Source organism: Ruegeria sp. O11, from assembly GCF_056535285.1.
Window position 1 is genome coordinate 108,194 of record NZ_JBQERS010000011.1, and the last position, 21,839, is coordinate 130,032.

Annotated in this window: 21 protein-coding genes; 16 read left to right on the forward strand and 5 right to left on the reverse strand. The window is 57.9% G+C overall.

All coding sequences use genetic code 11. The annotated features are described in order from the left end of the window. Positions 1-54: 54 nt before the first annotated feature. From ACRZ91_RS17280 to ACRZ91_RS17305, 6 genes are all read left to right on the forward strand, one after another. Complete coding sequence (locus ACRZ91_RS17280; protein ID WP_480907353.1) at positions 55-1,392, forward strand: SDR family oxidoreductase; 1,338 nt, start codon at positions 55-57, stop codon at positions 1,390-1,392. Further along, positions 1,392-1,871 carry a DUF2269 family protein gene (locus tag ACRZ91_RS17285; RefSeq protein WP_319545183.1) on the forward strand — a complete coding sequence of 160 codons (480 nt, stop codon included), beginning with the start codon at positions 1,392-1,394 and terminating at the stop codon, positions 1,869-1,871. The genes ACRZ91_RS17280 and ACRZ91_RS17285 overlap by 1 nt, the downstream gene beginning before the upstream one ends. Positions 1,872-1,972: 101 nt before the next feature. Then, the gene (locus ACRZ91_RS17290; protein WP_480907355.1) at positions 1,973-4,681 is read left to right on the forward strand and encodes a DUF2339 domain-containing protein; all 2,709 of its coding nucleotides are present in this window, start codon (positions 1,973-1,975) and stop codon (positions 4,679-4,681) included. 164 nt (positions 4,682-4,845) lie between these two features. Further along, a complete protein-coding gene (gene ileS, locus ACRZ91_RS17295) occupies positions 4,846-7,764 on the forward strand; it encodes an isoleucine--tRNA ligase (protein ID WP_480907357.1) in 2,919 nt (972 codons plus the stop codon). A 136-nt stretch (positions 7,765-7,900) separates the two neighbouring features. Beyond that, entirely contained in the window at positions 7,901-8,359 is a 459-nt protein-coding gene (locus tag ACRZ91_RS17300) for a methylated-DNA--[protein]-cysteine S-methyltransferase (RefSeq protein WP_480907380.1), read from the forward strand. A 76-nt stretch (positions 8,360-8,435) separates the two neighbouring features. Beyond that, entirely contained in the window at positions 8,436-8,903 is a 468-nt protein-coding gene (locus ACRZ91_RS17305) for a hypothetical protein (protein ID WP_010438114.1), read from the forward strand. Here the strand turns inward: ACRZ91_RS17305 and ACRZ91_RS17310 are convergent. The 4 genes from ACRZ91_RS17310 to fsa all read right to left on the reverse strand — a co-directional run bounded on the left by ACRZ91_RS17310 (position 8,888) and on the right by fsa (position 12,130). Beyond that, complete coding sequence (locus ACRZ91_RS17310; protein WP_170477379.1) at positions 8,888-9,601, reverse strand: CDP-alcohol phosphatidyltransferase family protein; 714 nt, start codon at positions 9,599-9,601, stop codon at positions 8,888-8,890. The genes ACRZ91_RS17305 and ACRZ91_RS17310 overlap by 16 nt on opposite strands. Before the next feature lie 54 nt (positions 9,602-9,655). Next, a complete protein-coding gene (locus ACRZ91_RS17315) occupies positions 9,656-10,576 on the reverse strand; it encodes a tyrosine recombinase XerC (protein WP_480907359.1) in 921 nt (306 codons plus the stop codon). After that, positions 10,573-11,280, reverse strand: a complete 708-nt coding sequence (locus tag ACRZ91_RS17320) for a DUF484 family protein (protein ID WP_170477375.1) — start codon at positions 11,278-11,280, stop codon at positions 10,573-10,575. The genes ACRZ91_RS17315 and ACRZ91_RS17320 overlap by 4 nt, the downstream gene beginning before the upstream one ends. Before the next feature lie 196 nt (positions 11,281-11,476). Continuing rightward, positions 11,477-12,130: a fructose-6-phosphate aldolase gene (gene fsa, locus ACRZ91_RS17325; RefSeq protein WP_010438122.1), complete on the reverse strand. Its 654-nt coding sequence runs from the start codon at positions 12,128-12,130 to the stop codon at positions 11,477-11,479. A gap of 88 nt (positions 12,131-12,218) precedes the next feature. Here fsa and ACRZ91_RS17330 point away from each other — a divergent pair, with 88 nt between their 5' ends. From ACRZ91_RS17330 to ACRZ91_RS17345, 4 genes are all read left to right on the forward strand, one after another. Then, positions 12,219-14,414: a primosomal protein N' gene (locus tag ACRZ91_RS17330; protein ID WP_480907362.1), complete on the forward strand. Its 2,196-nt coding sequence runs from the start codon at positions 12,219-12,221 to the stop codon at positions 14,412-14,414. Positions 14,415-14,493: 79 nt separating this feature from the next. Continuing rightward, complete coding sequence (locus ACRZ91_RS17335) at positions 14,494-15,726, forward strand: MFS transporter (protein WP_170545492.1); 1,233 nt, start codon at positions 14,494-14,496, stop codon at positions 15,724-15,726. A gap of 68 nt (positions 15,727-15,794) precedes the next feature. Then, on the forward strand, positions 15,795-16,673 hold the full coding sequence (locus ACRZ91_RS17340) for a 50S ribosomal protein L11 methyltransferase (RefSeq protein WP_480907364.1): 879 nt from the start codon (positions 15,795-15,797) through the stop codon (positions 16,671-16,673). Positions 16,674-16,772: 99 nt separating this feature from the next. Continuing rightward, the gene (locus tag ACRZ91_RS17345) at positions 16,773-17,117 is read left to right on the forward strand and encodes a hypothetical protein (protein ID WP_170477760.1); all 345 of its coding nucleotides are present in this window, start codon (positions 16,773-16,775) and stop codon (positions 17,115-17,117) included. 113 nt (positions 17,118-17,230) lie between these two features. Here ACRZ91_RS17345 and ACRZ91_RS17350 read toward each other — a convergent pair whose 3' ends face one another. Then, entirely contained in the window at positions 17,231-17,443 is a 213-nt protein-coding gene (locus ACRZ91_RS17350; RefSeq protein WP_170477359.1) for a DUF1127 domain-containing protein, read from the reverse strand. Positions 17,444-17,775: 332 nt separating this feature from the next. On the opposite strand from ACRZ91_RS17350, the gene ruvC reads away from it, so the two are divergent. From ruvC to tolQ, 6 genes are all read left to right on the forward strand, one after another. After that, on the forward strand, positions 17,776-18,273 hold the full coding sequence (gene ruvC / locus ACRZ91_RS17355) for a crossover junction endodeoxyribonuclease RuvC (RefSeq protein ID WP_480907366.1): 498 nt from the start codon (positions 17,776-17,778) through the stop codon (positions 18,271-18,273). Next, entirely contained in the window at positions 18,270-18,947 is a 678-nt protein-coding gene (ruvA, locus tag ACRZ91_RS17360) for a Holliday junction branch migration protein RuvA (RefSeq protein WP_260023067.1), read from the forward strand. Before ruvC ends, ruvA begins: the two co-directional genes overlap by 4 nt. A gap of 4 nt (positions 18,948-18,951) precedes the next feature. Then, positions 18,952-19,971 carry a Holliday junction branch migration DNA helicase RuvB gene (gene ruvB, locus ACRZ91_RS17365; RefSeq protein WP_480655025.1) on the forward strand — a complete coding sequence of 340 codons (1,020 nt, stop codon included), beginning with the start codon at positions 18,952-18,954 and terminating at the stop codon, positions 19,969-19,971. Positions 19,972-20,034: 63 nt separating this feature from the next. Continuing rightward, entirely contained in the window at positions 20,035-20,658 is a 624-nt protein-coding gene (locus tag ACRZ91_RS17370) for a hypothetical protein (RefSeq protein WP_480907369.1), read from the forward strand. Continuing rightward, the gene (gene ybgC, locus ACRZ91_RS17375; protein WP_170545473.1) at positions 20,655-21,038 is read left to right on the forward strand and encodes a tol-pal system-associated acyl-CoA thioesterase; all 384 of its coding nucleotides are present in this window, start codon (positions 20,655-20,657) and stop codon (positions 21,036-21,038) included. Before ACRZ91_RS17370 ends, ybgC begins: the two co-directional genes overlap by 4 nt. Positions 21,039-21,143: 105 nt before the next feature. Beyond that, positions 21,144-21,839, forward strand: a complete 696-nt coding sequence (gene tolQ, locus ACRZ91_RS17380) for a protein TolQ (RefSeq protein ID WP_010438152.1) — start codon at positions 21,144-21,146, stop codon at positions 21,837-21,839.

The window sequence follows — 21,839 nt, forward strand, 5'->3', positions numbered from 1 at the left end:
GTTGTCGCAGACGGCTCAATCAAGCTGGTCGCAGCGGTTTGATCCGCTAGGGTGATGAAAACACGTGTGGGTCATCCTGTGGCAGTGAAGTTCGAAGAAAAAACAGTATTGGTGCTGGGCGCCTATGGTTTCATCGGCGCGGCTGTTGTTCGGGCGCTGCATGCGGATGGTCTCGCGGTCAAGGGCCTTATACGCAGCCGAAAGACAGCGGGACGTGTCTTGCCCGATGTTGATCTGGTGTCGGGCGACCTGCGAGATTTTAGATCAGCCGGGGACTGGAGGCCACTCCTCACAGATGTCGATGTTGTGGTGAATTGCGCTGGGGCTCTGCAGGATGGGGGACAAGACGATCTGCGCGCCGTGCATTACACGGCGATTGCATCGTTGGGACAGGCTTGTGCTGAGGAAGGCGTTTCAATCGTCCAGGTCTCGGCAATCGGGGCCAACACCGATGCCTCGACCGAGTTCATGCGCACCAAGGCGGACGGGGATGCAGCCCTACGCGCAAGTGGCGCGATTTTGTGGTGCTTCAAGCCCGGGTTGGTGATCGGGCAGAGCGATTATGGCGGCACGGCGCTGTTGCGGATGCTGGCGGCAGTGCCTTTCGTACAGCCGGTCGCCTATCCTGAAACTCCAGTGCAAGGTGTCGGGATGCGTGACCTGTGTGCCGCCGTCTTGTCTGCCATTCAAGGCGATCTGCCGCCAGGTAGCTACGATCTGGTGGAAGATACGCCGCAACCGCTGTCGCGGGTTTTGTCAGTGACACGACACTGGCTTGGCTTTTCGCCAGCACACTTAACCATCACGATGCCGCCACCGATAACGAAAGTAGTCGCGGCTGTGGCAGATCTGCTTGGGCACCTTGGGTGGCGATCACCTCTGCGGAGTACGGCGATGATGGTAATGGCTCAAGGGGTGACAGGCGACCCTGAGCCATATCGCCGTGCCACGGGCCGCTCTCTGGCCGGATTAGAGGAGATTTATGGCGGGCTGGCTTGCGCGAGAGAACACAGGCTGACAGCTCGGATGACGTTGCAGATGCCGGTCGTTATTGCTGTGCTCTGCCTCTTCTGGGTTCTATCTGGTGTGTTCGGACTAACGGGTCTTTCTCAGGCAGCCGAAGTCCTTACGAGGAATGGTTGGTCAGGCGCCATCGCAAATGCAAGCGTAGTGTTCTGGTCATTGATTGACATAATGCTGGGGCTGGCAATTCTGTGGCGCCCTTGGGCGGCCCGCGTTTGTTTGGCTCAAGCCGCGATCGCCATGTTTTATTTGATCGCCGCAACGTTGATGGCACCAGAACTTTGGCTAGATCCGCTGGGACCATTGGTCAAAATCGCGCCCGCATTGATGCTGTCATTGGTTGCTCGACCCATGTTGGAGAGCCGCTAATGGACCCGGACCTGTTTCTGCGCTGGCTGCATGTGATCGGAGCGTGTGTTCTGTTGGGAACAGGCGCGGGCATCGCCTTTTTCATGCTGATGGCGCATCGAACAGCAGACGCGAGGATTATCGCCCATACCGCAGGTATCGTGGTGTTGGCAGACATGATTTTCACAGCAACCGCGGTCGTACTACAGCCTGTGACGGGCGCACTGTTGGCATGGCGCTTAGGCTGGTCTCTGACAGAGGATTGGATCGTGGCGTCTGTGCTGCTTTATATTCTGACCGGCCTGTTCTGGTTGCCTGTGGTTTGGATACAAATCAGGCTGCGGGATTATGCAAGACTGGCCAATCACGATGGGACTGCTTTGCCGGTTGCATATTTCCGATTGTTCCGCCTTTGGTTCGCCTGCGGCGTTCCGGCCTTTGTTGCTGTGCTGACAATCGTCTGGTTGATGCTGGCGCGCCCCGACTTGGCGCTGTTTTAGGCAGGCTTGCAAAGCAACATACGGTAATCATGTGGATTTCCTTACTATAAACCTGCCGATCACCGCGATACGTTTGATGTATCCTACCTCGGAGGTTTCGGTTGGAATCCTTGCTTGTTCTCATTGGCCTGATCGTTCTGGCCATTCCTGTTTCGATCATCGTATTGCTGGTTGGCCAGTCGCGGTTGCGCAAACGGGTAGAACAGCTTGAGCAGCAACTTGCAGGGCAAATGCCAGAAAGCACTGCTGAGGCACCCAAAACGTCCCGATCAGAACCCACAACCGCGCAAGCTAAGCCTGCGCCTTGGGCAGCGGCAAAAGCTTCAACCACCACCGACGAAGGTCTAACGGAGACACCGCTAGCTCCCGAGATTAAAGATCCTCAAGCCAGTATCGTATTTCGCGAAGAAAAAATCGCAGCGCTGGGCGCGTGGTTGCGCGAGAACTGGTTCTACGCGGTATCGGCGCTTTCACTGGCGTTGGCGGGGATCTTTCTGGTTCAGTATGGGGTCGAAAACGGGTTGTTGCCCCCCACCGCGCGGGTCGCTGCGGCGCTGGTCTTTGGCTTGCTGCTGATCGGCGCGGGTGAGGTGATCCGCCGTCGGTTCGGCGATGATGAGGAGGCCTCAACCGCTTATCTCCCATCGGTATTTTCAGGCGCAGGGCTGGTTACCCTGTTCGGCGGCATTCTGGCGGCACGCCAGCTTTATGATCTGATCGGGCCCGAGGCGGCGTTGGCCGGGTTGATTGTCATCGCGCTGTTCGGGCTCGTGTTGGGTTGGTTCCATGGGCCGCTATTGGCGGCTGTTGGTCTGATCGGAGCTTTTGCCGCCCCCTTTGCCGTGGGTGGTTCCTCGGATGATCCTAGCTGGCTCTACGGTTACTTTTTCATAGTCGCCGTATTGGGTCTGGGAATTGATACAGTCAGGCGTTGGGCGTGGATTTCGGTGTTGACCCTTATTGGCGCCTATGGGGCCGCGTTTCTGCTGGTACTGTCTTCGCCGTCGACCGAGCCCGGGTATCTAACCTGCGTCACGGCACTGGCGATCATTGCGATTGCGATACCCATACGGCGTATCTGGCCAAACCACTCTGGTGCGATGGTGACCGAGATTATCCGACGCCGGAAAGGAGGACCATGGCCCGAGTTTCCAACTCGGATTGCCTTTGGTGCGGTACTTGTTTCCTCAGTAATTTTGTCGCTGCATTGGCCAGATTCAGGTGGTGAATTCTGGTTGGGCGTCGCGCTGTTCACAGGCTTGGTATTGGCGCTGATGCTCTGGGCAAAGGATGCACGGGCATTACAGGATGTGACCGCATTCCCAGCACTGGGACTAATCTGGTTTGTCTTGGTGCACGGGTTGGATGGAGGCGCAGTATGGCTTCGCTTTGTGGATACTTATGCGGAAACAGCCGAGGCAGATTATCCTTGGAGCGTCACGCAATTGGTGGCCTTAGGCGCTTTGGTCACTTTGATTGCAGCTTGGCGATCCTTGCACGCGGGGCGCTATGCCGTGGTCTGGGCCGGAGGGGCGGCGATATTCGCTCCGGCCCTGGCGATCGCGCTTGAGGTCGGATGGCAGCCTGCTGAGGTATTAGGAGCCTACCCATGGGCGCTACATGCCATCGCTTTGGGCGCGATGATGGTAGTTCTGGCCGAACGGTTCGCGCGGGTCGATGGTGAAAACCGGATGCGCCCAGCCTTGGCGACTCTGTCCGCGCTTTCTTGTCTCAGCTTTGCCTGCATTATTGTGCTCAGTTCGGCTGCTTTAACCGTGGCGCTTGTCGCCATGATCGTTGTGGCCGCCGCGTTGGACAGACGATTTGAACTGCCTCCGATGAGCTGGTTCATCTGGGCAGGCGTATTCACCGTCACAGTCCGACTGGTGTTGGACCCAGGGCTTGTTTGGGCCGAAGGCGCTCCTTTGCTCGAAATGACGTTGGTCTATTCGGCTGCGGTTGTCGGGTTCATTGTGGGCTGGACGTTACTGAAGCCCCTAGACCGCCCGATTGCTTCATTGCTCCTTGAAAGCGCGGCCTGGGCGACAGCGGGGATACTGCTATCGCTGCTGTTGCTGCGCTGGCTGGAAAGTTTCGGCGAAGGCGGTGCCACCAACAGCCACTGGGGGCTGGGATTGCTTGCGGTCATCTGGCTGCTGCTGGCTTTCGCACAGGTGCAACGGTTCAAGTTGGGCGGTAAGTTAAACTATCTGCGCTACGCCTTGGCTGCTTTCTTCGGTGCGCATGGTGTGTATCGCCTGGGTCAGGCGTTGTCAGAAGCCAACCCGCTGCTCAACCCGTTTGCGGATCCGGTACTAGGCCCACTGGTTTTGAACACGCTCGCCGTGGCTTATTTGTTGCCCGCGCTGGCAATTGGTTTCTCGGCCTGGCGTGTCGATACACAGCCCGTTCTGCTGAAACAGATCAGCTATGGAGCAGCCACAGTTCTGGCAACTGTTTGGCTGGGATTAGCGATCCGGCATGTCTGGCAGGGCGCGGGCGGTATGTATGAAGGCAACGGCGTCACTCAGCCCGAGCTTTATACTTATACAATCACGTTGTTGGTGGTCGGAGCGGCGTTGTTTTATCAATCACTGGCCCGCCACTCTGATTTGATGCGCAAGGCTGGCTTGGCTGTTATCGGGTTGGCGGTGGCGAAGGTATTTCTGATCGATATCGCTGGATTGGGGGGGCTGATCCGCGTCTTTTCTCTGCTTGCGTTAGGGCTCGCTCTGGCAGGGCTGGCATGGCTCAATCGCTGGGCCAAGCTGCGCCATTCGCCTCAGGATGCGGAACCTCTGGACCATTGAGGGCGGGCGTCCTATAAGCGCGGCCATGTTTGACCGTCTGGCCATCATTATTCGAATTATATCCCCGGCGCTCTGATATCGCGAGACGCCGGGCAAAGGTGCTTGAGATATCGCACTGACCGCTTCGATCCATACACGACAAGATCATCCTGAGGACGCCCCAAATGTGCGCCGACACACCCCAAACACCTGACTACAAAGACACGCTGAATCTGCCCAAGACCGAATTCCCGATGCGAGCTGGCCTGCCCAAGCGCGAGCCTGCATGGCTGGAGCGCTGGGAAAAGATCGGTGTCTATGACCGCCTGCGCGAGAAAGAGGGCCGTAAACCCTTTACCCTGCACGATGGCCCCCCCTATGCGAATGGGCATCTGCATATCGGTCACGCGCTGAACAAGACCATCAAGGACATGATCGTGCGGTCGCATCAGATGATGGGCTTCGACTCGCGTTATGTGCCCGGCTGGGACTGCCACGGCTTACCGATCGAATGGAAGATCGAGGAACAGTACCGCAAGAAGGGCAAGAACAAAGACGAGGTGAACATCGTCGATTTCCGTCAGGAATGCCGCAAGTTCGCCGAGGGCTGGATCGACGTCCAACGTGAAGAGTTCAAGCGTCTGGGCATCACCGGCAACTGGCCCGATCCCTACATCACCATGGACTATCACGCCGAAGCCGTGATCGCCGACGAGTTCATGAAGTTTCTGATGAATGGCACGCTTTATCAGGGTTCGAAACCCGTCATGTGGTCGCCCATCGAAAAAACCGCGCTGGCCGAGGCCGAGGTCGAGTATCACGACAAGGAAAGCTTCACCATCTGGGTGAAATTCAAGGTTGTGAACACCGGCGATGTGACGTTGGACAACGCCTATGTGGTGATCTGGACGACGACCCCGTGGACCATGCCGTCGAACAAGGCTGTGGTTTATGGTGAAGACATTTCGTACGGCCTCTACGAAATCACCGGCCGCCCCGAGGAGTGCTGGGCGCGGATCGGCGACCGCTATCTGTTGGCCGATGATCGTGCAGCGGATGTTTTTGCACGTGCGCGGCTGGATGACTCCATGTACCGTCGTCTGTGTGATGTGACGCAGGAAGATCTGGCCAAGATCCAGCTGGCACACCCGCTGGCCGGGGCCGAGGGCGGCAATGGCGAATGGGACGATATCCGTGACTTCCGCGCTGCTGAGTTTGTGACCGATACGGAAGGTACCGGTTTTGTCCATTGCGCGCCCTCGCACGGTATGGAGGAATTCGAGCTATATCGTAATCTGGGCATGCTGGAACAGGTCATCACCTATAACGTAATGGACGATGGCTCTTTCCGCTCTGATCTACCGTTCTTCGGCGGCAAATACATTCTGTCCCGCAAGGGCGGTGAGGGTGATGCGAATAAAGCCGTCATCGACAAGCTAGCTGAGGTCGGCGGGCTGCTGGCGCGCGGCAAGATCAAGCACAGCTATCCGCATTCATGGCGCTCAAAGGCTCCGATCATCTATCGCAACACGCCGCAGTGGTTTGCATCGGTTGACCGCAAGCTGGAGGACGGCATGGGCGAGATGGGCGACACCATCCGCGAACGCGCCCTGCGGTCTATCGATGAGTTGGTCAAGTGGACCCCACAAACGGGCCGCAACCGCCTGTATTCGATGATCGAGGCGCGCCCGGACTGGGTACTGTCACGCCAACGCGCGTGGGGTGTGCCGCTGACCTGCTTCACTAAGAAGGGGGCTTTGCCCACCGACGCGGATTACCTGTTGCGCAACGCAGATCTGAACGCCCGTATCAAGGTAGCGTTCGAGAAAGACGGCGCAGATGTCTGGTACACGGACGGGTTCAAAGAAAAGATTCTCGACGGAATCGTCAACCCGGACGAGTACGACCAGGTGTTCGACGTGCTGGACGTATGGTTCGATTCGGGCTCGACCCACGCCTTCGTTCTGCGTGATCGTGAGGACGGGACCGAGGACGGTATTGCTGACGTTTATATGGAAGGTACTGACCAGCACCGCGGCTGGTTCCATTCTTCGATGCTGCAGGCATGTGGCACCAAGGGCCGTGCGCCCTATCGCAATGTGGTGACCCACGGTTTCACCTTGGATGCCAAGGGCAACAAGATGTCCAAATCGCTGGGCAACACCATCGTGCCGGAAGAGGTCGTAAAGCAATACGGCGCCGATATCCTGCGTCTGTGGGTGGCCCAGACCGACTACACCGCCGATCAGCGGATCGGGCCGGAAATCCTGAAAGGCACCGCCGACAGCTATCGCCGCCTGCGCAACACCATGCGCTTCATGTTGGGCTCGCTTGCCGATTTCACCGAAGCCGACCGCGTCGCGCCAGAGGATATGCCACGTCTGGAGCGCTGGGTACTGAGCCGTCTGGCTGATCTGGATGAGCAGGTGCGCAAGGGTTATGCCTCGTTTGATTTTCAGGGCGTGTTCAGCGCCGTGTTCACCTTTGCCACTGTCGATCTGTCGTCCTTCTACTTCGACGTCCGCAAGGACGCGCTATATTGCGACGGTGACAGCCTGCGCCGCCGCGCCGCGCGGACGGTGCTGGATATCCTGTTCCACCGTCTGACCACGTGGTTGGCTCCGGTTCTGGTCTTCACCATGGAAGAGGTTTGGTTGGAACGATTCCCGGCCGATGACAGCTCGGTCCATCTGGTCGATTTCCCTGAAACGCCCATCGACTGGCACCATGAAGAACTGGAAGCCAGCATGGCCAAAGTCCGCCGTGTCCGCCGTGCTGTGACCGCAGCGCTGGAAATTCAGCGTCAAGACAAGGTGATCGGATCCAGCCTTGAGGCCGCTCCGATCGTGTATGTCGAAGATCAGGAAACCCGCGATCTGCTGGCATCCTTCGACGTGGATGATATGTGCATCACCTCGGGCCTGGCCGTCACAGGCGATCCGGCCCCCGCCGAGGCGTTCCGGGTTCCGGAAATCGAAGGCGTCGCCGTGGTCTTCGAAAAGGCCCAGGGCGACAAATGCCAGCGGTGCTGGAAAATCCTGCCCGATGTGGGGTTGCATGCCCATCCGGGCGTGTGCGGGCGCTGTAACGAAGCGCTGAGCTGACACACAAACGGAGCGCGTAGGAGAGTTCGCTGATGCGAGGCTCTGCCTCGCGCTCCGAGGTATTTTTGGCCAGATGAAAGGCGGATCGTCAGGATTCGGGTTGCAGGTGTGGCGAAACATCTGCAACCGTTCTCTTATGCCGATGATCGCCGTAGAAACTCAGTTTGGTTGCCTTGGTGTCGAAGAGATCGATGGCGCCATTACACGACTTGTTTGGAATGCCCAAGACGAAGGCCCGGCCACCCCGGTTCTGCGAGAAGCAGCGATGCAATTACGCGCTTATGACGAAGGGCGTTTGCAGCAGTTCGATCTGCCCTATCGGATCAAGGGGTCAGAATTTCAGCGTCGCGTGTGCGATGCGATGTATGCCATCCCGTTCGGGGATACGCGCACCTACGGCGAGTTGGCCGACGAGCTTGGATACTCGGCGCAGGCGGTTGGGCGGGGATGCGGTGGGAATCCCATCCCGATCATCATTCCCTGTCACCGGGTTCTGGGCGCGGATGGCAAGATGGTCGGGTTTTCAGGGCAGGGTGGAGTAGAGACCAAAGTGGCTTTGCTGCGTCACGAAGGTGCAGCCAGCCTGTTGATCTGATCCGCACTTACCTGTTGCATTCAGAGCGACACGGCCCCAACCTATATCAAATAGTGAATTTGAAGGACCGAATTGCATGACCGGCCAGACAGATCCCGCCGTACGTAAGAAAGCCATTGTTGATCATTTGATGTCTTTGGAAGAACAGGAACTGGCAACCGCACAGGCGCATTATGATGCCTTTCTGAAGGATTCCCAACTGGATGACCGGGAAGGGCATGACAAGGATGATATTGCAGCATCACGCGAGAATGCCGATCTGGCCGCCGCCTTTGACGCGCCCGTTCATGCGCATCATGCGAAGATAGACGTCATCGAAAACACCGATTTCAGCGTCACGGACACGGTGCAGCCCGGTGCGGTGATCAAGTTCAACAATCGCCGCTTCGTCGTATGTGTCTCAACGACTCGGTTTGACGTGGACGGCAAAACCTACATGGGTATTTCGACCCAAAGCCCGATCTATCTGGCCATGGTCGGACTGCAAGAAGGTGATGTGTTCACCCATAACGGGACTGAGTTTGAGGTTCAGGAAGTCTTGTAATCCCTGGCTTTGCGCGGAGGGATGATCTGCTGCGCAATTCCTGCTGAAACCAGATACAGGCTGGTGATCACCAGCCCCCAATGGGCCCAGCTTTCAGGGTGAAAGTCGACCCAGGCGGCCCAGCCTGCAAAGAAGGTCCACGCAAAAGCCATCGGCAGGGACAAGGTGCGCCAACGCTCGGTTCGGACCGGGTGAATGAATTTCAGCGGCAGGAACATTGCGACTGACAGCAAGGTGACCAGCAGCAGGATGACCCCGAAGTTGGGCTCCAAAGCGAAGATCACGATGACGAACATGTTCCAGCAGCCCGGAAAGCCGGAGAAGGAATTGTCTTTGGTTTTCATGCGCGTATCCGCAAAATACATCGCGCTGGCAAAGGTGATGACGATGATGGCGAACCAGCCGGTCCAGCCATCCATCAGTCCTGATTTGAACAGGGCAAAGGCCGGGATGAACACATAGGTCAGATAGTCGATGATCAGATCCAGCAACACGCCGTCAAACTCTGGTGCGTTCTTTTTGACGTGATAGTGCCTCGCCAGCGGGCCATCGATTCCGTCCACGATGAACGAGACAACCAGCCAGAGATACATCAGGCTCCATTTCTCTTCGACTGCGGCCAACATGGCGAGCATTGCGAAAACGGCACCTGTGGCGGTGAAGAGATGAACGGAAAGCGCTTTGAATCTAAGTGTCATGGTGGTGTCATGACGGAAGCAAGGCGCAGATGCAAAGCAAAAAGGGTCTTTGCTTCAGGCTTTTGGGTGCGTGCGGTTGTAGACCTCCATCAACCGGGCCGTGTCGACCGCGGTATAGGTCTGTGTGGTCGAAAGCGAGGCGTGTCCCAAAAGCTCCTGAATCGCGCGCAGGTCACCACCTGCTGACAGTAAATGGGTGGCAAAGCTGTGACGCATTGCGTGTGGGGTCGCAGTGGCAGGCAAGCCAAGCTGCATTCGCGCTTTGGCGACCACGGCCTGAATGATCCCGGGGTTCAGAGGGCCGCTCCGAACGCCTCGAAACAGCGGGGCATCAGGTGTTTGCGGATGCGGACATAGCCGGAGATAGCGATCAACTGCTGCCCTAGCGGCCGGAAGAACCGGCACGATTCGTTCTTTGCCACCTTTCCCTGAAATGCGCATAGTATCCGGCAGGGGTGCATCCGATCCGGTCAGGGAAAGTGCCTCGGAAATGCGAAGCCCACAACCGTATAGGAGTGTTACGACCGCGACATCCCGGGCGGCAACCCAACCGGAAGATGATTGCAACTCGACCGTTTCGATCATGGCGCGGGCTGCGTCTTCGGCCAGAGGGCGGGGCAATTTCTTAGTAAATTTAGGCGCGCGTGTGGACAGGACAGCGGTCGGCTCGAACCCTTCGCGCTCAGCCAGCCAACGATAGAAGTTTTTGACCGCAGACAGTTTGCGCGCCAGAGATCGCGCGCCGACGTCCGAATTGCGCTGATCCGCCATCCAAGCCCGCATATCCGAAACGGTAATACGTTCCAGTGCTGCCAGCCCTTGGCGCTCGCTGTGATGGAGGGTCATGAAGGACAGGAATTCGGTCACGTCACCGCGATAGGCCTCGAGCGTATTCTCCGATCGCCCAGCAAGCGCCCCCAGACTGTCCAGCCAATGCTGCAAAGCATCGCGGCAGGCTGGGGAGATCAGGCTCATGACAACCAGTGGCGCATCGAGCGTTCAAAGACACCGGCAAAGAAGGCAAGAAGATCAGTCCCAAGCTGAGGCGAGAAATGCCGTGGGTCGTTGGCACCCATGACAATCATGCCGGGCAAACGTCCCGCGCCGAGATCAAGTTTGAGGCAGGCTTCGGATTGCAGTTGATCGGCCTGTTCGCCGTACACTTGAGGGTTGGGATAGCGAATTTCGCGCAGCGTAACTTCGCGCGGTTGGCCATTGCGGTCCGAGGTCAGGTAACTGTCGATAAATCCGGGCTCGACCACGGTCAGAACACCACCAAGCTGGTTCACTACAGGATCGTCGCGCACGATAGTCGTTTCAAGAACCAATGTGATGTGATCGACACGCAGGATCTCGGCCACGTCATTGCCAAGCGCGCGCAAAAAATCTTCGAATACTGTGGGTTCGAGAAGCCGGAGAATTGCACGATGCACCTGATTTGTGCCTGCCAGATTTTCGTAAGCTGCTGCGATGACTGAGCGATGGGTATCCTCAAGCCGATCGAGCCGTGCCTCAAGGCGTTGCATGGCGATGCCGCGCAGATCAACGACATTGTCACCGCGGGCTTGTTCATTTGCCGCCACAAGGGCTTGCATCAGGTCTTTGTCATCCAGCACTGCGTCAGGCTCAGCCAGAATCGCGGCGCGGAGATTGTCCTTGAGTTTAGGATCGCTGCTCATGTCCCGTCCGGTCGTTTTTTGTTTTGGCGGGGTTATAACACGGGTTGCCGGATTTGCCTTGGGAAAAATGCACGCGAAAGGCGAATTTCATCGCTGCTGTGGCGGGAGCTCCCGCCAGCCATGCGCTGAATGAAATTCAGCTTTGGCCGTTGGGCAGGGCGCGGTGCCTGGCAGCACCGCGCGGCAACGCAAAGGATCAGAGAATTTTCTGACCTGTTTTGGCCCAGTCGGCCAAGAATGTTTCCAGACCTTTGTCGGTTAGTGGGTGGTCAGCCAGTTTCTTGATGACGCCCGGAGGAGCGGTAATCACGTCGGCCCCGATGCGGGCGCTATCGGTAACGTGGTTCACGGTACGGATCGAGGCGGCCAGGATTTCGGTTTCAAACCCGTAGTTGTCATAGACCTGACGGATATCTGCGATTAGGTCCATGCCGTCGAGGTTGATATCGTCAAGGCGTCCGATGAAGGGCGAGATGAAGGTCGCGCCCGCCTTGGCGGCCAGAATCGCCTGATTGGTCGAGAAGCACAGGGTCACATTGACCATCTGGCCTTCGTCGGTCAGCGTTTTACAGGTTTTTAAACCCGCCCATGTCAGCGGTACTTTGACAGCAATGTTCGATGCAATCTTTGCCAGCTTGCGGCCTTCGGCGATCATGTCGTCGGCTTCGGTGGCGACAACTTCGGCCGAGACGGGGCCGTCGACCAGATCACAGATCTCTTTGGTGACTTCCAGAATGTCGCGGCCCGATTTCAGGATTAGCGAGGGGTTGGTGGTTACGCCGTCCACCATGCCCAGATCGTTCAGTTCGGCGATGGCGTCGATCTCGGCGGTGTCTACGAAGAATTTCATGAGGGCAGTCCTTTGATGGGTTGGCCTTGGTCGCGGATGGCTTTACCTCAAAGAGACCCATGCTGGAACCCCCTGCGAAGGATATGCCGTGAGCGCTAACGGATTTTTCGACGAAGGAGAGCTTGTTGCGGTGCTGACAACGCAGCCGCTGGATCGGACGTTGGACTATAAAGCGCCCGAAGGCGGGTGCTTTCTTGGGGCGTTTGTCGAAGTGCCTTTGGGGCCGCGTAAAGTCTTGGGTGTGGTCTGGGGGCAGGGGCAGGGCGGTTTTGACCTGGCCAAGGCGCGGTCGGTGATCCGGGTGCTTGAGGTTGCGCCGATGCGCGAGGAAATGCGCCTGTTTCTGGGGCGCGTAGCTGATTACACGCTGACACCGATGCCTGCGATGCTGCGTCTGGCGACGCGCGCGCCGGGGTTGGGTGAGCCGCCGTCAATGCGCAAGGTTTATCGGCTGGGAGGCGCGGAACCGGATCGGATGACAGACGCCCGGACACGGGTGCTAGAGGTTCTGCGGGATTACGGTGGGCTGGCGTTCACACTGAAAGAACTGGCCGAGCAGGCGGGTGTAACCTCCTCCGTGGTCAAAGGACTGGTCAAACAAGGCGCTGTGCGGGAAGAGGACAGCCCACGAGATCTGCCCTATCCCCATCTGGACCCTGATCTGCCGGGGAAAGACCTGACCGAGGATCAGGCAAAAGCCGTTGCGCGACTTCAAGCCGGGCAGCGCACGGGTGACTATGGGACCACGCTGCTGAAGGGCGTGACGGGGTCGGGCAAAACCGAGGTTTATCTGGAAGCCGTGGCCGAGGCGCTGCGCAATGGGCGGCAGGCTCTGGTTCTGCTACCCGAGATTGCGCTGACGGCTGAATTTCTGACCCGTGTCGAGGCACGTTTCGGTGCGCCTCCGGCAGAATGGCATTCGGGCGCAACAATGACAGAACGACGTCGGGTCTGGCGGATGGTTGGGCAGGGGGATGCTCAGCTGGTTGTGGGCGCTCGGTCGGCGCTGTTCCTGCCGTTCCGCGATCTGGGGCTGGTTGTGGTCGATGAAGAGCACGACACGTCGTACAAACAGGAAGATGGCGTGCATTACAGCGCGCGCGATATGGCGGTGTTGCGGGCCTCCATCTGCGGGGCGCGCGTGGTTCTGGCCAGCGCGACGCCGTCGCTTGAAAGCTGGGCGAATGCCGAGGCTGGGAAGTATGAGCGTCTCGACCTGACCGCACGCTTTGGCGCGGCAGTCCTGCCCGAGATGAAGCCCATCGATATGCGGGCCGAACAGATGCAGGCGGGGACTTGGATTTCCCCCTCGCTGCGGCAGGCGGTACGGCAGCGGATTGAGCGGGGCGAACAGTCGCTGCTGTTCATCAATCGCCGCGGCTATGCACCGGTGACCCTGTGCCGGGCCTGCGGAGAACAGATTGCCTGTGACCATTGCGATGCGCGGATGGTGGAGCACCGGTTCCTCAAACGTCTGATGTGCCACCAATGTGGTGAGACCAAGCCGATGCCCGAGACCTGCCCGTCCTGCGGGGTCGAGGGCAAGCTGGCACCGGTCGGGCCGGGGATTGAACGACTGGCCGAAGAGGCCGAGGCGACCTTCCCCGAGGCCAAGATCGCTATGCTCAGCTCTGACCTGTTTGGTTCGGCCCGTGCCTTGAAGGCCAAGATCGAAGAGATTGCCGAGGGCGATGCGGATATCGTTATCGGGACGCAACTGGTGGCCAAGGGGCATAACTTTCCCAAGCTGACGCTGGTGGGGGTGATCGATGCGGACCTCAGCCTGCACGGGGCCGACCTGCGCGCGGCGGAACGGACTTTTCAACTGATGCGGCAGGTTGCGGGCCGGGCAGGCCGTGCGGATAAACCGGGGCAGGCGTTGCTGCAGACCTTCCAGCCTGAGCATCCTGTGATCCGGGCGATCCTATCGGGCGATGAAGAAGGGTTCTGGAAGGCCGAAGCCGCTGGGCGTCAGGCCGCTGGGGTGCCGCCTTACGGCCGTATGGCCGGGATTGTCCTGTCGGGCCCCGAGGTCGGGCCGGTTTTCGACATCGGCAATGCCATGGCGCGCAACGATGCACCGCTGCGCGACGTCGGGGCGCAGGTGTTTGGCCCGGCTCCGGCCCCCATCGCGCGCATACGTGGCCGTCACCGCGTCCGGCTGTTGGTCAAAGCTCCGAAAGGCGCGCCTATTCAGGACGCCATCGCCCGCTGGATTGCCCCATTGAAGTTGAAAGGCGATATCCGCCTGGCCGTGGATATCGATCCGCAAAGCTTCTACTGACCCCTGCATCAGTGCAGAGCCACTGTGCGCCAGCCGCTTTCCACTCGCCAAAAGGTGCAAATGGGCGTAAGGCAACCTCATGCTGAAACCCATGCCCTTGTCTGAGGCGCAGAGTCTTCCGCTCTGGCGCCGTCCTATGACGCTCTTGTTCGTGATGGCGTTGACCATGCCGATCGCGTTCAACGCGTGGAGTGCGTTGCTGAACAATTTTGTCATTGAGGCTGCGAATTTTGACGGGGCGGATATCGGTCTGTTGCACACGGTGCGCGAAATTCCGGGGTTTCTGGCCGTCGGTGTTATCGCAGTGATCATCTTCATCCGCGAGCAGGTTCTGGCCATGATCTCGTTGATGATGCTGGGCGCTGCAACTGCGGTGACCGCGTGGTTTCCAAGCCTTGGCGGTCTGTTGTTTGTCACTTTGTTCAGCTCAATCGGGTTTCACTACTACGAGACGGTGAATCAGTCGTTGCAACTGCAGTGGTTGCCCAAGGATCGTGCGCCACAGATTTTGGGCTGGCTGGTTGCGATGGGTTCGGCTGCGACGGCTGTGGTCTATGGCTTGATCGTGTTGACATGGGATCGGTTCGATCTGTCTTACAACTTCGTCTTCATGGCTGCTGGCGGCGTAACCGTTCTGCTTGCGCTGTTTTGTCTGATCGCATTTCCGCAGTTCGATTCGCCGACACCCCAGACCAAAAAGATCGTACTGCGCAGACGTTACTGGTTGTATTACGCCCTGCAATTCATGGCAGGCGCGCGGCGTCAGATTTTCATCGTTTTTGCGGGCTTCATGATGGTTGAGAAGTTCGGGTTCGAGGTGCACGAACTGACCAGCCTCTACCTCATCAACCTGATGATCAACATGGCCGCAGCGCCGATGTTGGGCAAAGCAGTTGCCAGATTCGGGGAACGCCGCACGCTGATCTTTGAATATACCGGCCTTGCAATCGTATTCGCAGCCTACGGTGGTATCTATTGGTTCGGATGGGGCGTTTTGCTGGCGGCAATATTATATGTGATCGATCATGTTCTGTTTGCGCTGGCACTGGCACTGAAAACATACTTCCAAAAGATCGCCGATCCGGCAGATATTGCACCCACTGCGGCCGTTGCCTTTACCATTAACCATATCGCGGCAGTGTTCCTGCCTGCGCTTTTGGGCCTGCTTTGGGTCATTTCACCGGGTGCCGTATTTGGTCTTGCCGCTGCGATGGCAATGGTGTCGTTGGGCTTGTCTCTTCTGATCCCACGGCATCCGGAGGCCGGGAACGAGACAATCCTGTCGAAATACGCCACTGCACCTGCCGAGTAGTCACCGGCGCTTGACCTCGGCGCCGCGCCGCCCTACGCGCAGGGGCAGCTTGAGACAGGAGGCCCCCCATGCCCACATTCACTGCACTGACCACCCTGACCGGCAGAGTAGCAGCCGAAGGTCTGGGCGAGGCGATGGAACGTCTGAACCCGGAGCCCACCGGTGTGGGGGTGTTTGAGGTCGAGGATGGCTCGGGCCTATGGGAGATCGGCGGGTACTTTACTGAAGCACCAGACGAGACCGCGTTGGCCGTTTTGGCCGCAGCATTTGAGGCGAAGCCATTCGTCGTCTCAGAGCTTCCCGAAACTGACTGGGTTGCACATGTACGTCGCGAACTGGCCCCGGTCGAAGCAGGTCGTTTTTTTGTATATGGCAGCCACGACGCAGACAAGCTGCCCGATGGTCGTATTCCATTGTTGATTGAGGCCGCGATGGCCTTTGGCACGGGGCATCATGGAACGACCTTAGGATGTCTCAAAGCTCTGGACTTTCTTCTGGATGAAGGCTTCGCGGCCACCAAAGTTGCCGATATCGGTTGCGGTACTGCCGTGTTGGCGATGGCCGCGGCTCGGGTTTGGGATGGCGATATCATCGCCAGTGATATTGATGAGGTTGCTGTTGACGTGGCCGAGGCCAATTTGAGGGCAAACGGTATGGCAGGAGCCGTGAAATGTGTCGAAGCCGCGGGATTCGATCATCGCGACCTGAATGAACATGCGCCTTATGACCTGATATTTGCGAACATTCTCAAAGGACCCCTGGTCGCGCTTTCACCAGAGATATCGGCGAATCTGCGGGTAGGCGGACACGCAATCCTGTCGGGAATCCTCAATGAACAAGCTGATGATGTGCTCACAGTTTATATTCAAAATGGCTTCAATCAGGTGCGCAGGAGTGAGATTGGTGAGTGGACGACGCTAATCTTAAGCAAACGGGGCGAAAGCTAGGCCATTTGCGGGAGTTTTGTGGATTTTCGCCACGTTTTTGTCGCATTCTTCTTTTACCGTCATTGGACGCAATCGGGGGGCGGTTTTTTGGAGGCTGCCATGACTGGAAAACAACTGGAATTTGATCAACGCGTTACGCGCTTGAACAAAAAGCATCAAAAACTAAGCCGTGGGTATCGTGCGACCATGCGGTCGGATGGACTGGTGGTGATGAAGCCGCAGCGCGTGCGCTCGGCAGTTCCGGCGAAGGTTTTACTAATGTGTGTGGTGGGCTTCTTTGGTTTCAAAGCTTTCCTTCTGTCCCATCTGGGCCCGTCTGCCTACGACACGCGCGTGGATGCCTTGCACCAAGGCACTGCAGTTGAACAAGCTGGTGCATGGATCATGCAAGCCGATCCTGTGACTGCATTCTTCGCCACCCAATTAAACAAGGTAATGTTCTAGCCTAAGTTTGAACGCCCTCCTCAATCAAAAACACCGCGTGTCTTGAGGCACGCGGTGTTTCTGTTCGCCCCACAGGGAGGAAGTAGGGGCTTATTTGGAGCAGTGACAATTTGTTATCGACGGCCCTCGGCGACTTCGTCGATGTCGCCACGGCACAAGCCGATATCAGCCAGTTCACGATCGGTCAGACCGTTCAGCGCGTTGCGTGTTACACGGGCGTCATTCCATTCGACTACGGTGCTTACAACCGATGCGAAAGTCGCGCCGATACGGCCGACGAGGCCGAATGAGCCAGTGGTGGTGCGGGTGGTGTCCAGTGCAGCCATATCCTGTTTCCTTCTGGTTTGTGTTAAACTCTGATCTTGCGATCTGAGCGGCATCTAGTGATCTCAATCTTGCCGCGCAAGCGCTGAAATTGCATGTGTCCTATGCGTTTTTTGCAATGCTCAGTATCTCTGAAAGCCCTTTAAATCATTGGTTAATTTTCCTTCATATCGAGGTCGAAAGTGAACCAGTCGGTGTCGCAAATGAACCCGGGAAGACCAGGGGCGACACAAATGTCGTTTTTCACCCTGCGACCATTTTGCTTGGAAAATGTTCACGCTTCGTGCTAATCGATGGAAAAAGATCACGTAAACCCGAGCAGGCCGAAGCAAACATGCGAATTCTGGGCATTGATCCGGGTCTAAGGACCCTGGGATGGGGCGTCATCGAATCAACGGGCAGCCGCCTGAGCCACGTCGCCAATGGCTTGTGTAAATCCGATGGTGATGATTTGGGAGAACGGCTTTTGTCGCTCCACAACCAGATAGTCGAGGTTATCGCTGAACACCGGCCCGATCAGGCGGCCATCGAACAGACCTTTGTCAACAAAGACGGAGCAGGAACCCTGAAGTTGGGGCAGGCGCGGGGTGTTGCGCTATTGACCCTGGCACAAGCCGGTCTGCCGGTGGGTGAATACGCCCCCAACCGGGTCAAGAAAACTGTGGTGGGTGTCGGCCACGCCGAGAAAGAACAGGTGTTGCACATGGTTAAATTGCAACTGCCGGGTTGTTCGCCCAAAGGGGCGGATGCAGCGGACGCTTTGGCGATTGCGATTTGTCACTCCTACTATGGCTCCACTCCGCAGGCTCGGTTGAAAGAGGTGCGTGCATGATCGGCAAACTCACCGGACGACTGGACTATCGCGCTGCTGATCACGTTCTGATCGACGTACGCGGGGTCGGGTACATCGTCTATTGCTCAGATCGGACCATGGCGGCTTTGCCCGGGGTGGGTGAAGGTGTATCGATCTACACAGACATGGTTGTGCGCGAAGACCTGATGCAGCTTTACGGCTTTCTGTCCTTGGTAGAGAAGGAATGGCATCGCCTGCTGTGCTCGGTTCAGGGCGTTGGCGCGAAGGTCTCGTTGTCGATCCTCAGTGCGTTGGGACCGGATGGTGTCAGCCGTGCGATCGCCTTGGGCGATTGGGGTGCGGTCAAGGCAGCCAAGGGTGTCGGACCGAAGACGGCACAACGGATCGTGTTGGACCTGAAGGACAAAGCCCCAGGCGTGATGGCTATGGGTGGCACTGTAACCGAAGCAATGGAGGGTCCCGCTCTGGAAGTCATCGACGCGGGTGAGCCTGCGCCCGCGCCGAAACGAGCGGTAAAACCGGCCTCAGGCGCTGCTGCTGCTTCTGCGGGCGCGCTTTCGGCGCTGGGCAATCTTGGCTATGGCCCATCCGAGGCGGCTTCTGCTGTCGCTGAGGCAGCGGCCAATATGCCCGATGCGGGTGAAGCCGATCTGATCCGCGCCGCGCTGAAACTGCTGGCTCCGAAAGGGTAAGTTAATGGTAGACGCCGATCCCGCCTTGCGCCCCGAGCCGATGCCGGAAGACAATGATCGCGCCCTGCGCCCTCAGGGCCTTGATGAGTTTATCGGTCAGGCCGAGGCACGCGCAAACCTGCGCATCTTTATCCAGTCGGCCCGCCAGCGGGGTGAGGCGATGGACCATACACTGTTCCATGGCCCCCCAGGATTGGGGAAGACCACGCTGGCGCAGATCATGGCGCGTGAGTTGGGAGTGAATTTCCGCATGACCTCGGGGCCGGTTCTGGCCAAGGCGGGCGATCTGGCGGCGATCCTGACCAATCTGGAATCAAGAGATGTGTTATTCATCGACGAGATTCATCGTCTGAACCCGGCAGTTGAAGAGGTGCTTTATCCAGCGATGGAGGATTTCGAACTGGATCTGGTGATCGGTGAAGGCCCGGCGGCGCGGACGGTGCGAATTGAGTTGCAGCCTTTCACGCTGGTCGGGGCGACCACACGAATGGGGCTATTGACGACCCCACTGCGAGATCGCTTTGGTATTCCAACCCGGCTGCAGTTTTACACGGTCGATGAGCTGCATGAGATTGTCACACGGAATGCGCGGAAGCTGGGCGCACCTGCCGACGATGAAGGCGCGCGCGAAATTGCGCGAAGGTCACGCGGCACACCGCGGATCGCCGGTCGTTTGCTGCGGCGGGTCGTGGATTTTGCCATTGTCGAAGGTGATGGGCGGATTACCCGCGAATTGGCGGATGGGGCGTTGACCCGACTGGGTGTCGACAATCTGGGTCTGGATGGGGCCGACCGCCGGTATCTGAAGCTGATCGCCGAGAACTATGCTGGTGGTCCGGTTGGAATAGAGACGCTATCGGCGGCGTTGTCGGAAAGTCGGGACTCGCTGGAAGAAGTGATCGAGCCCTATCTGTTGCAGCAAGGATTGATCCAACGCACCCCGCGCGGACGGATGCTGGCGCAGAAAGCATGGACGCATTTGGGGATGGCTGTGCCCAAAGGGCAAAGCGATCTGTTTGGTTGAAGCAGCTCGCAAGAGATTTTATGCCTCTACTGAGAGTATTTTTCAGAAGATGAAGGTTCAAGCGTGACTCCGGAAGAGATCAAAGCGCTGTTCACGCGCGAGAACGGTGAGTTTTTGTTTGCGCGCTGGGGGCGGCCCATCGCGCCAATCGTATTCGGTGTCGAGGATGAGACACTCGCGACCGTCAAAGACGCGTTTGAAGCGGTTGTCACTCTGGCCGGTCATAAGATGGTCGAGACGGACCCTGAGCTGGGTGCCAACTGCATGGTCTTCTTCTTCCGAGATTGGCAGGAGTTGTTGGAAGTTCCTGACCTGGATCGCCTGATCCCGGATTTGGCTCCATTGGTCGAGCGGTTGGTTGCCGCTGATGCCAATCAGTATCGCATTTTCCGGTTCGAAGAAGATGGTGCAATTCGCGCGGCTTTTGTGTTTCTACGCATGGACAAGGAGATGTCCAAGGTCCCGGCGGAAACACTGGCGCTCAGCCAGGTGGTGCAGACCATTCTGCTATGGTCCGATACAGCATTCCGTAGCGCGTCACCTTTGGCCATCGCAGGTGACGCAACGATCTTACGGCCTGATATTGCGGCCTTGATCCGCGCCGCCTACGATCCGGTTTTACCCGGGGCAGCGCAGGATTCCTCTCATGCGTTGCGTCTGTTTGCCCGATTGGAACAACCGCAATGAAACATGTTTACCCGGTTCGCGTGTATTACGAAGACACCGACATGGGCGGGGTGGTCTATCACGCGAATTACCTGAAGTTCATCGAACGCGCCCGGTCCGACTGGGTGCGCAAGCTGGGCAACGATCAGAACGCGATGCGGGATGCGGGTATTGTCTGGGTCGTGCGGCGGATCGAGGCGGATTATCTGGCTGCTGCGCGCTTCGAAGATGAATTGGTGGTGGAAACCGAGATGGTTTCACTATCGGGTGCGCGGCTGTCGATGTCGCAATTGGTTAGGCGTGGTGAAACCGAGATCTTTCGTGCCGCGGTCACCGCGGTTTGCATGAATGCGCAGGGTAAGCCCGTGCGCCTTCCGGCAGAGATTCGCGCATTGATGTAACATTTTCACCCTCAAGGGTGGTTCTGTTGGCTTTTCATATCCATCTGCGTTAGCGTTTGCCGAAACAAGGCCAAATGGCCATCAGGCAAAACAAAGAGCAGGTTCATGGAAGCTGAAACGCTGGCGCTGGCGCAGGAGATCGATTTCTCCATGTGGGGGCTGTTTGCCCGTGCGACATTTATCGTCAAAATCGTGATGCTGATCCTTTTGATCGCGTCCTTTTGGTCTTGGGCGATCATCATTCAAAAGCTGATCAATTACCGGGCGGCGCGTCGTGAGGCTCAGGTGTTTGACGAAAGCTTTTGGTCAGGGAATCCTCTGGACGAGCTGTTCGAGAAGATCGGAACACAGCCGGATGGCAGTTCTGAGAAGATTTTTGCAGCCGGGATGATCGAGTGGCGCCGCTCGCATCGTAACGATGGTGGTTTGATCGCCGGGGCGACCGCGCGGATTGACCGCTCGATGGATGTGGCGATCGCGAAAGAAGCCGAAGGGCTGCAAAAAGGACTGCCCATTCTTGCCACGGTAGGTTCGACTGCACCATTTATCGGCCTGTTCGGCACCGTTTGGGGCATTATGAACGCCTTTATCGAGATTGCCGAGCAGCAGAACACCAACCTCGCTGTTGTGGCCCCCGGTATTGCCGAGGCGTTGCTGGCCACAGGCCTTGGGTTGCTTGCTGCCATTCCGGCAGTGATTTTCTACAACAAGCTCAGCGCCGACAGTGATCGGATCGTAGGCGGTTACGAAGCATTCGCCGATGAATTTGCAACGATCCTGTCCAGACAGTTGGATAGCTGA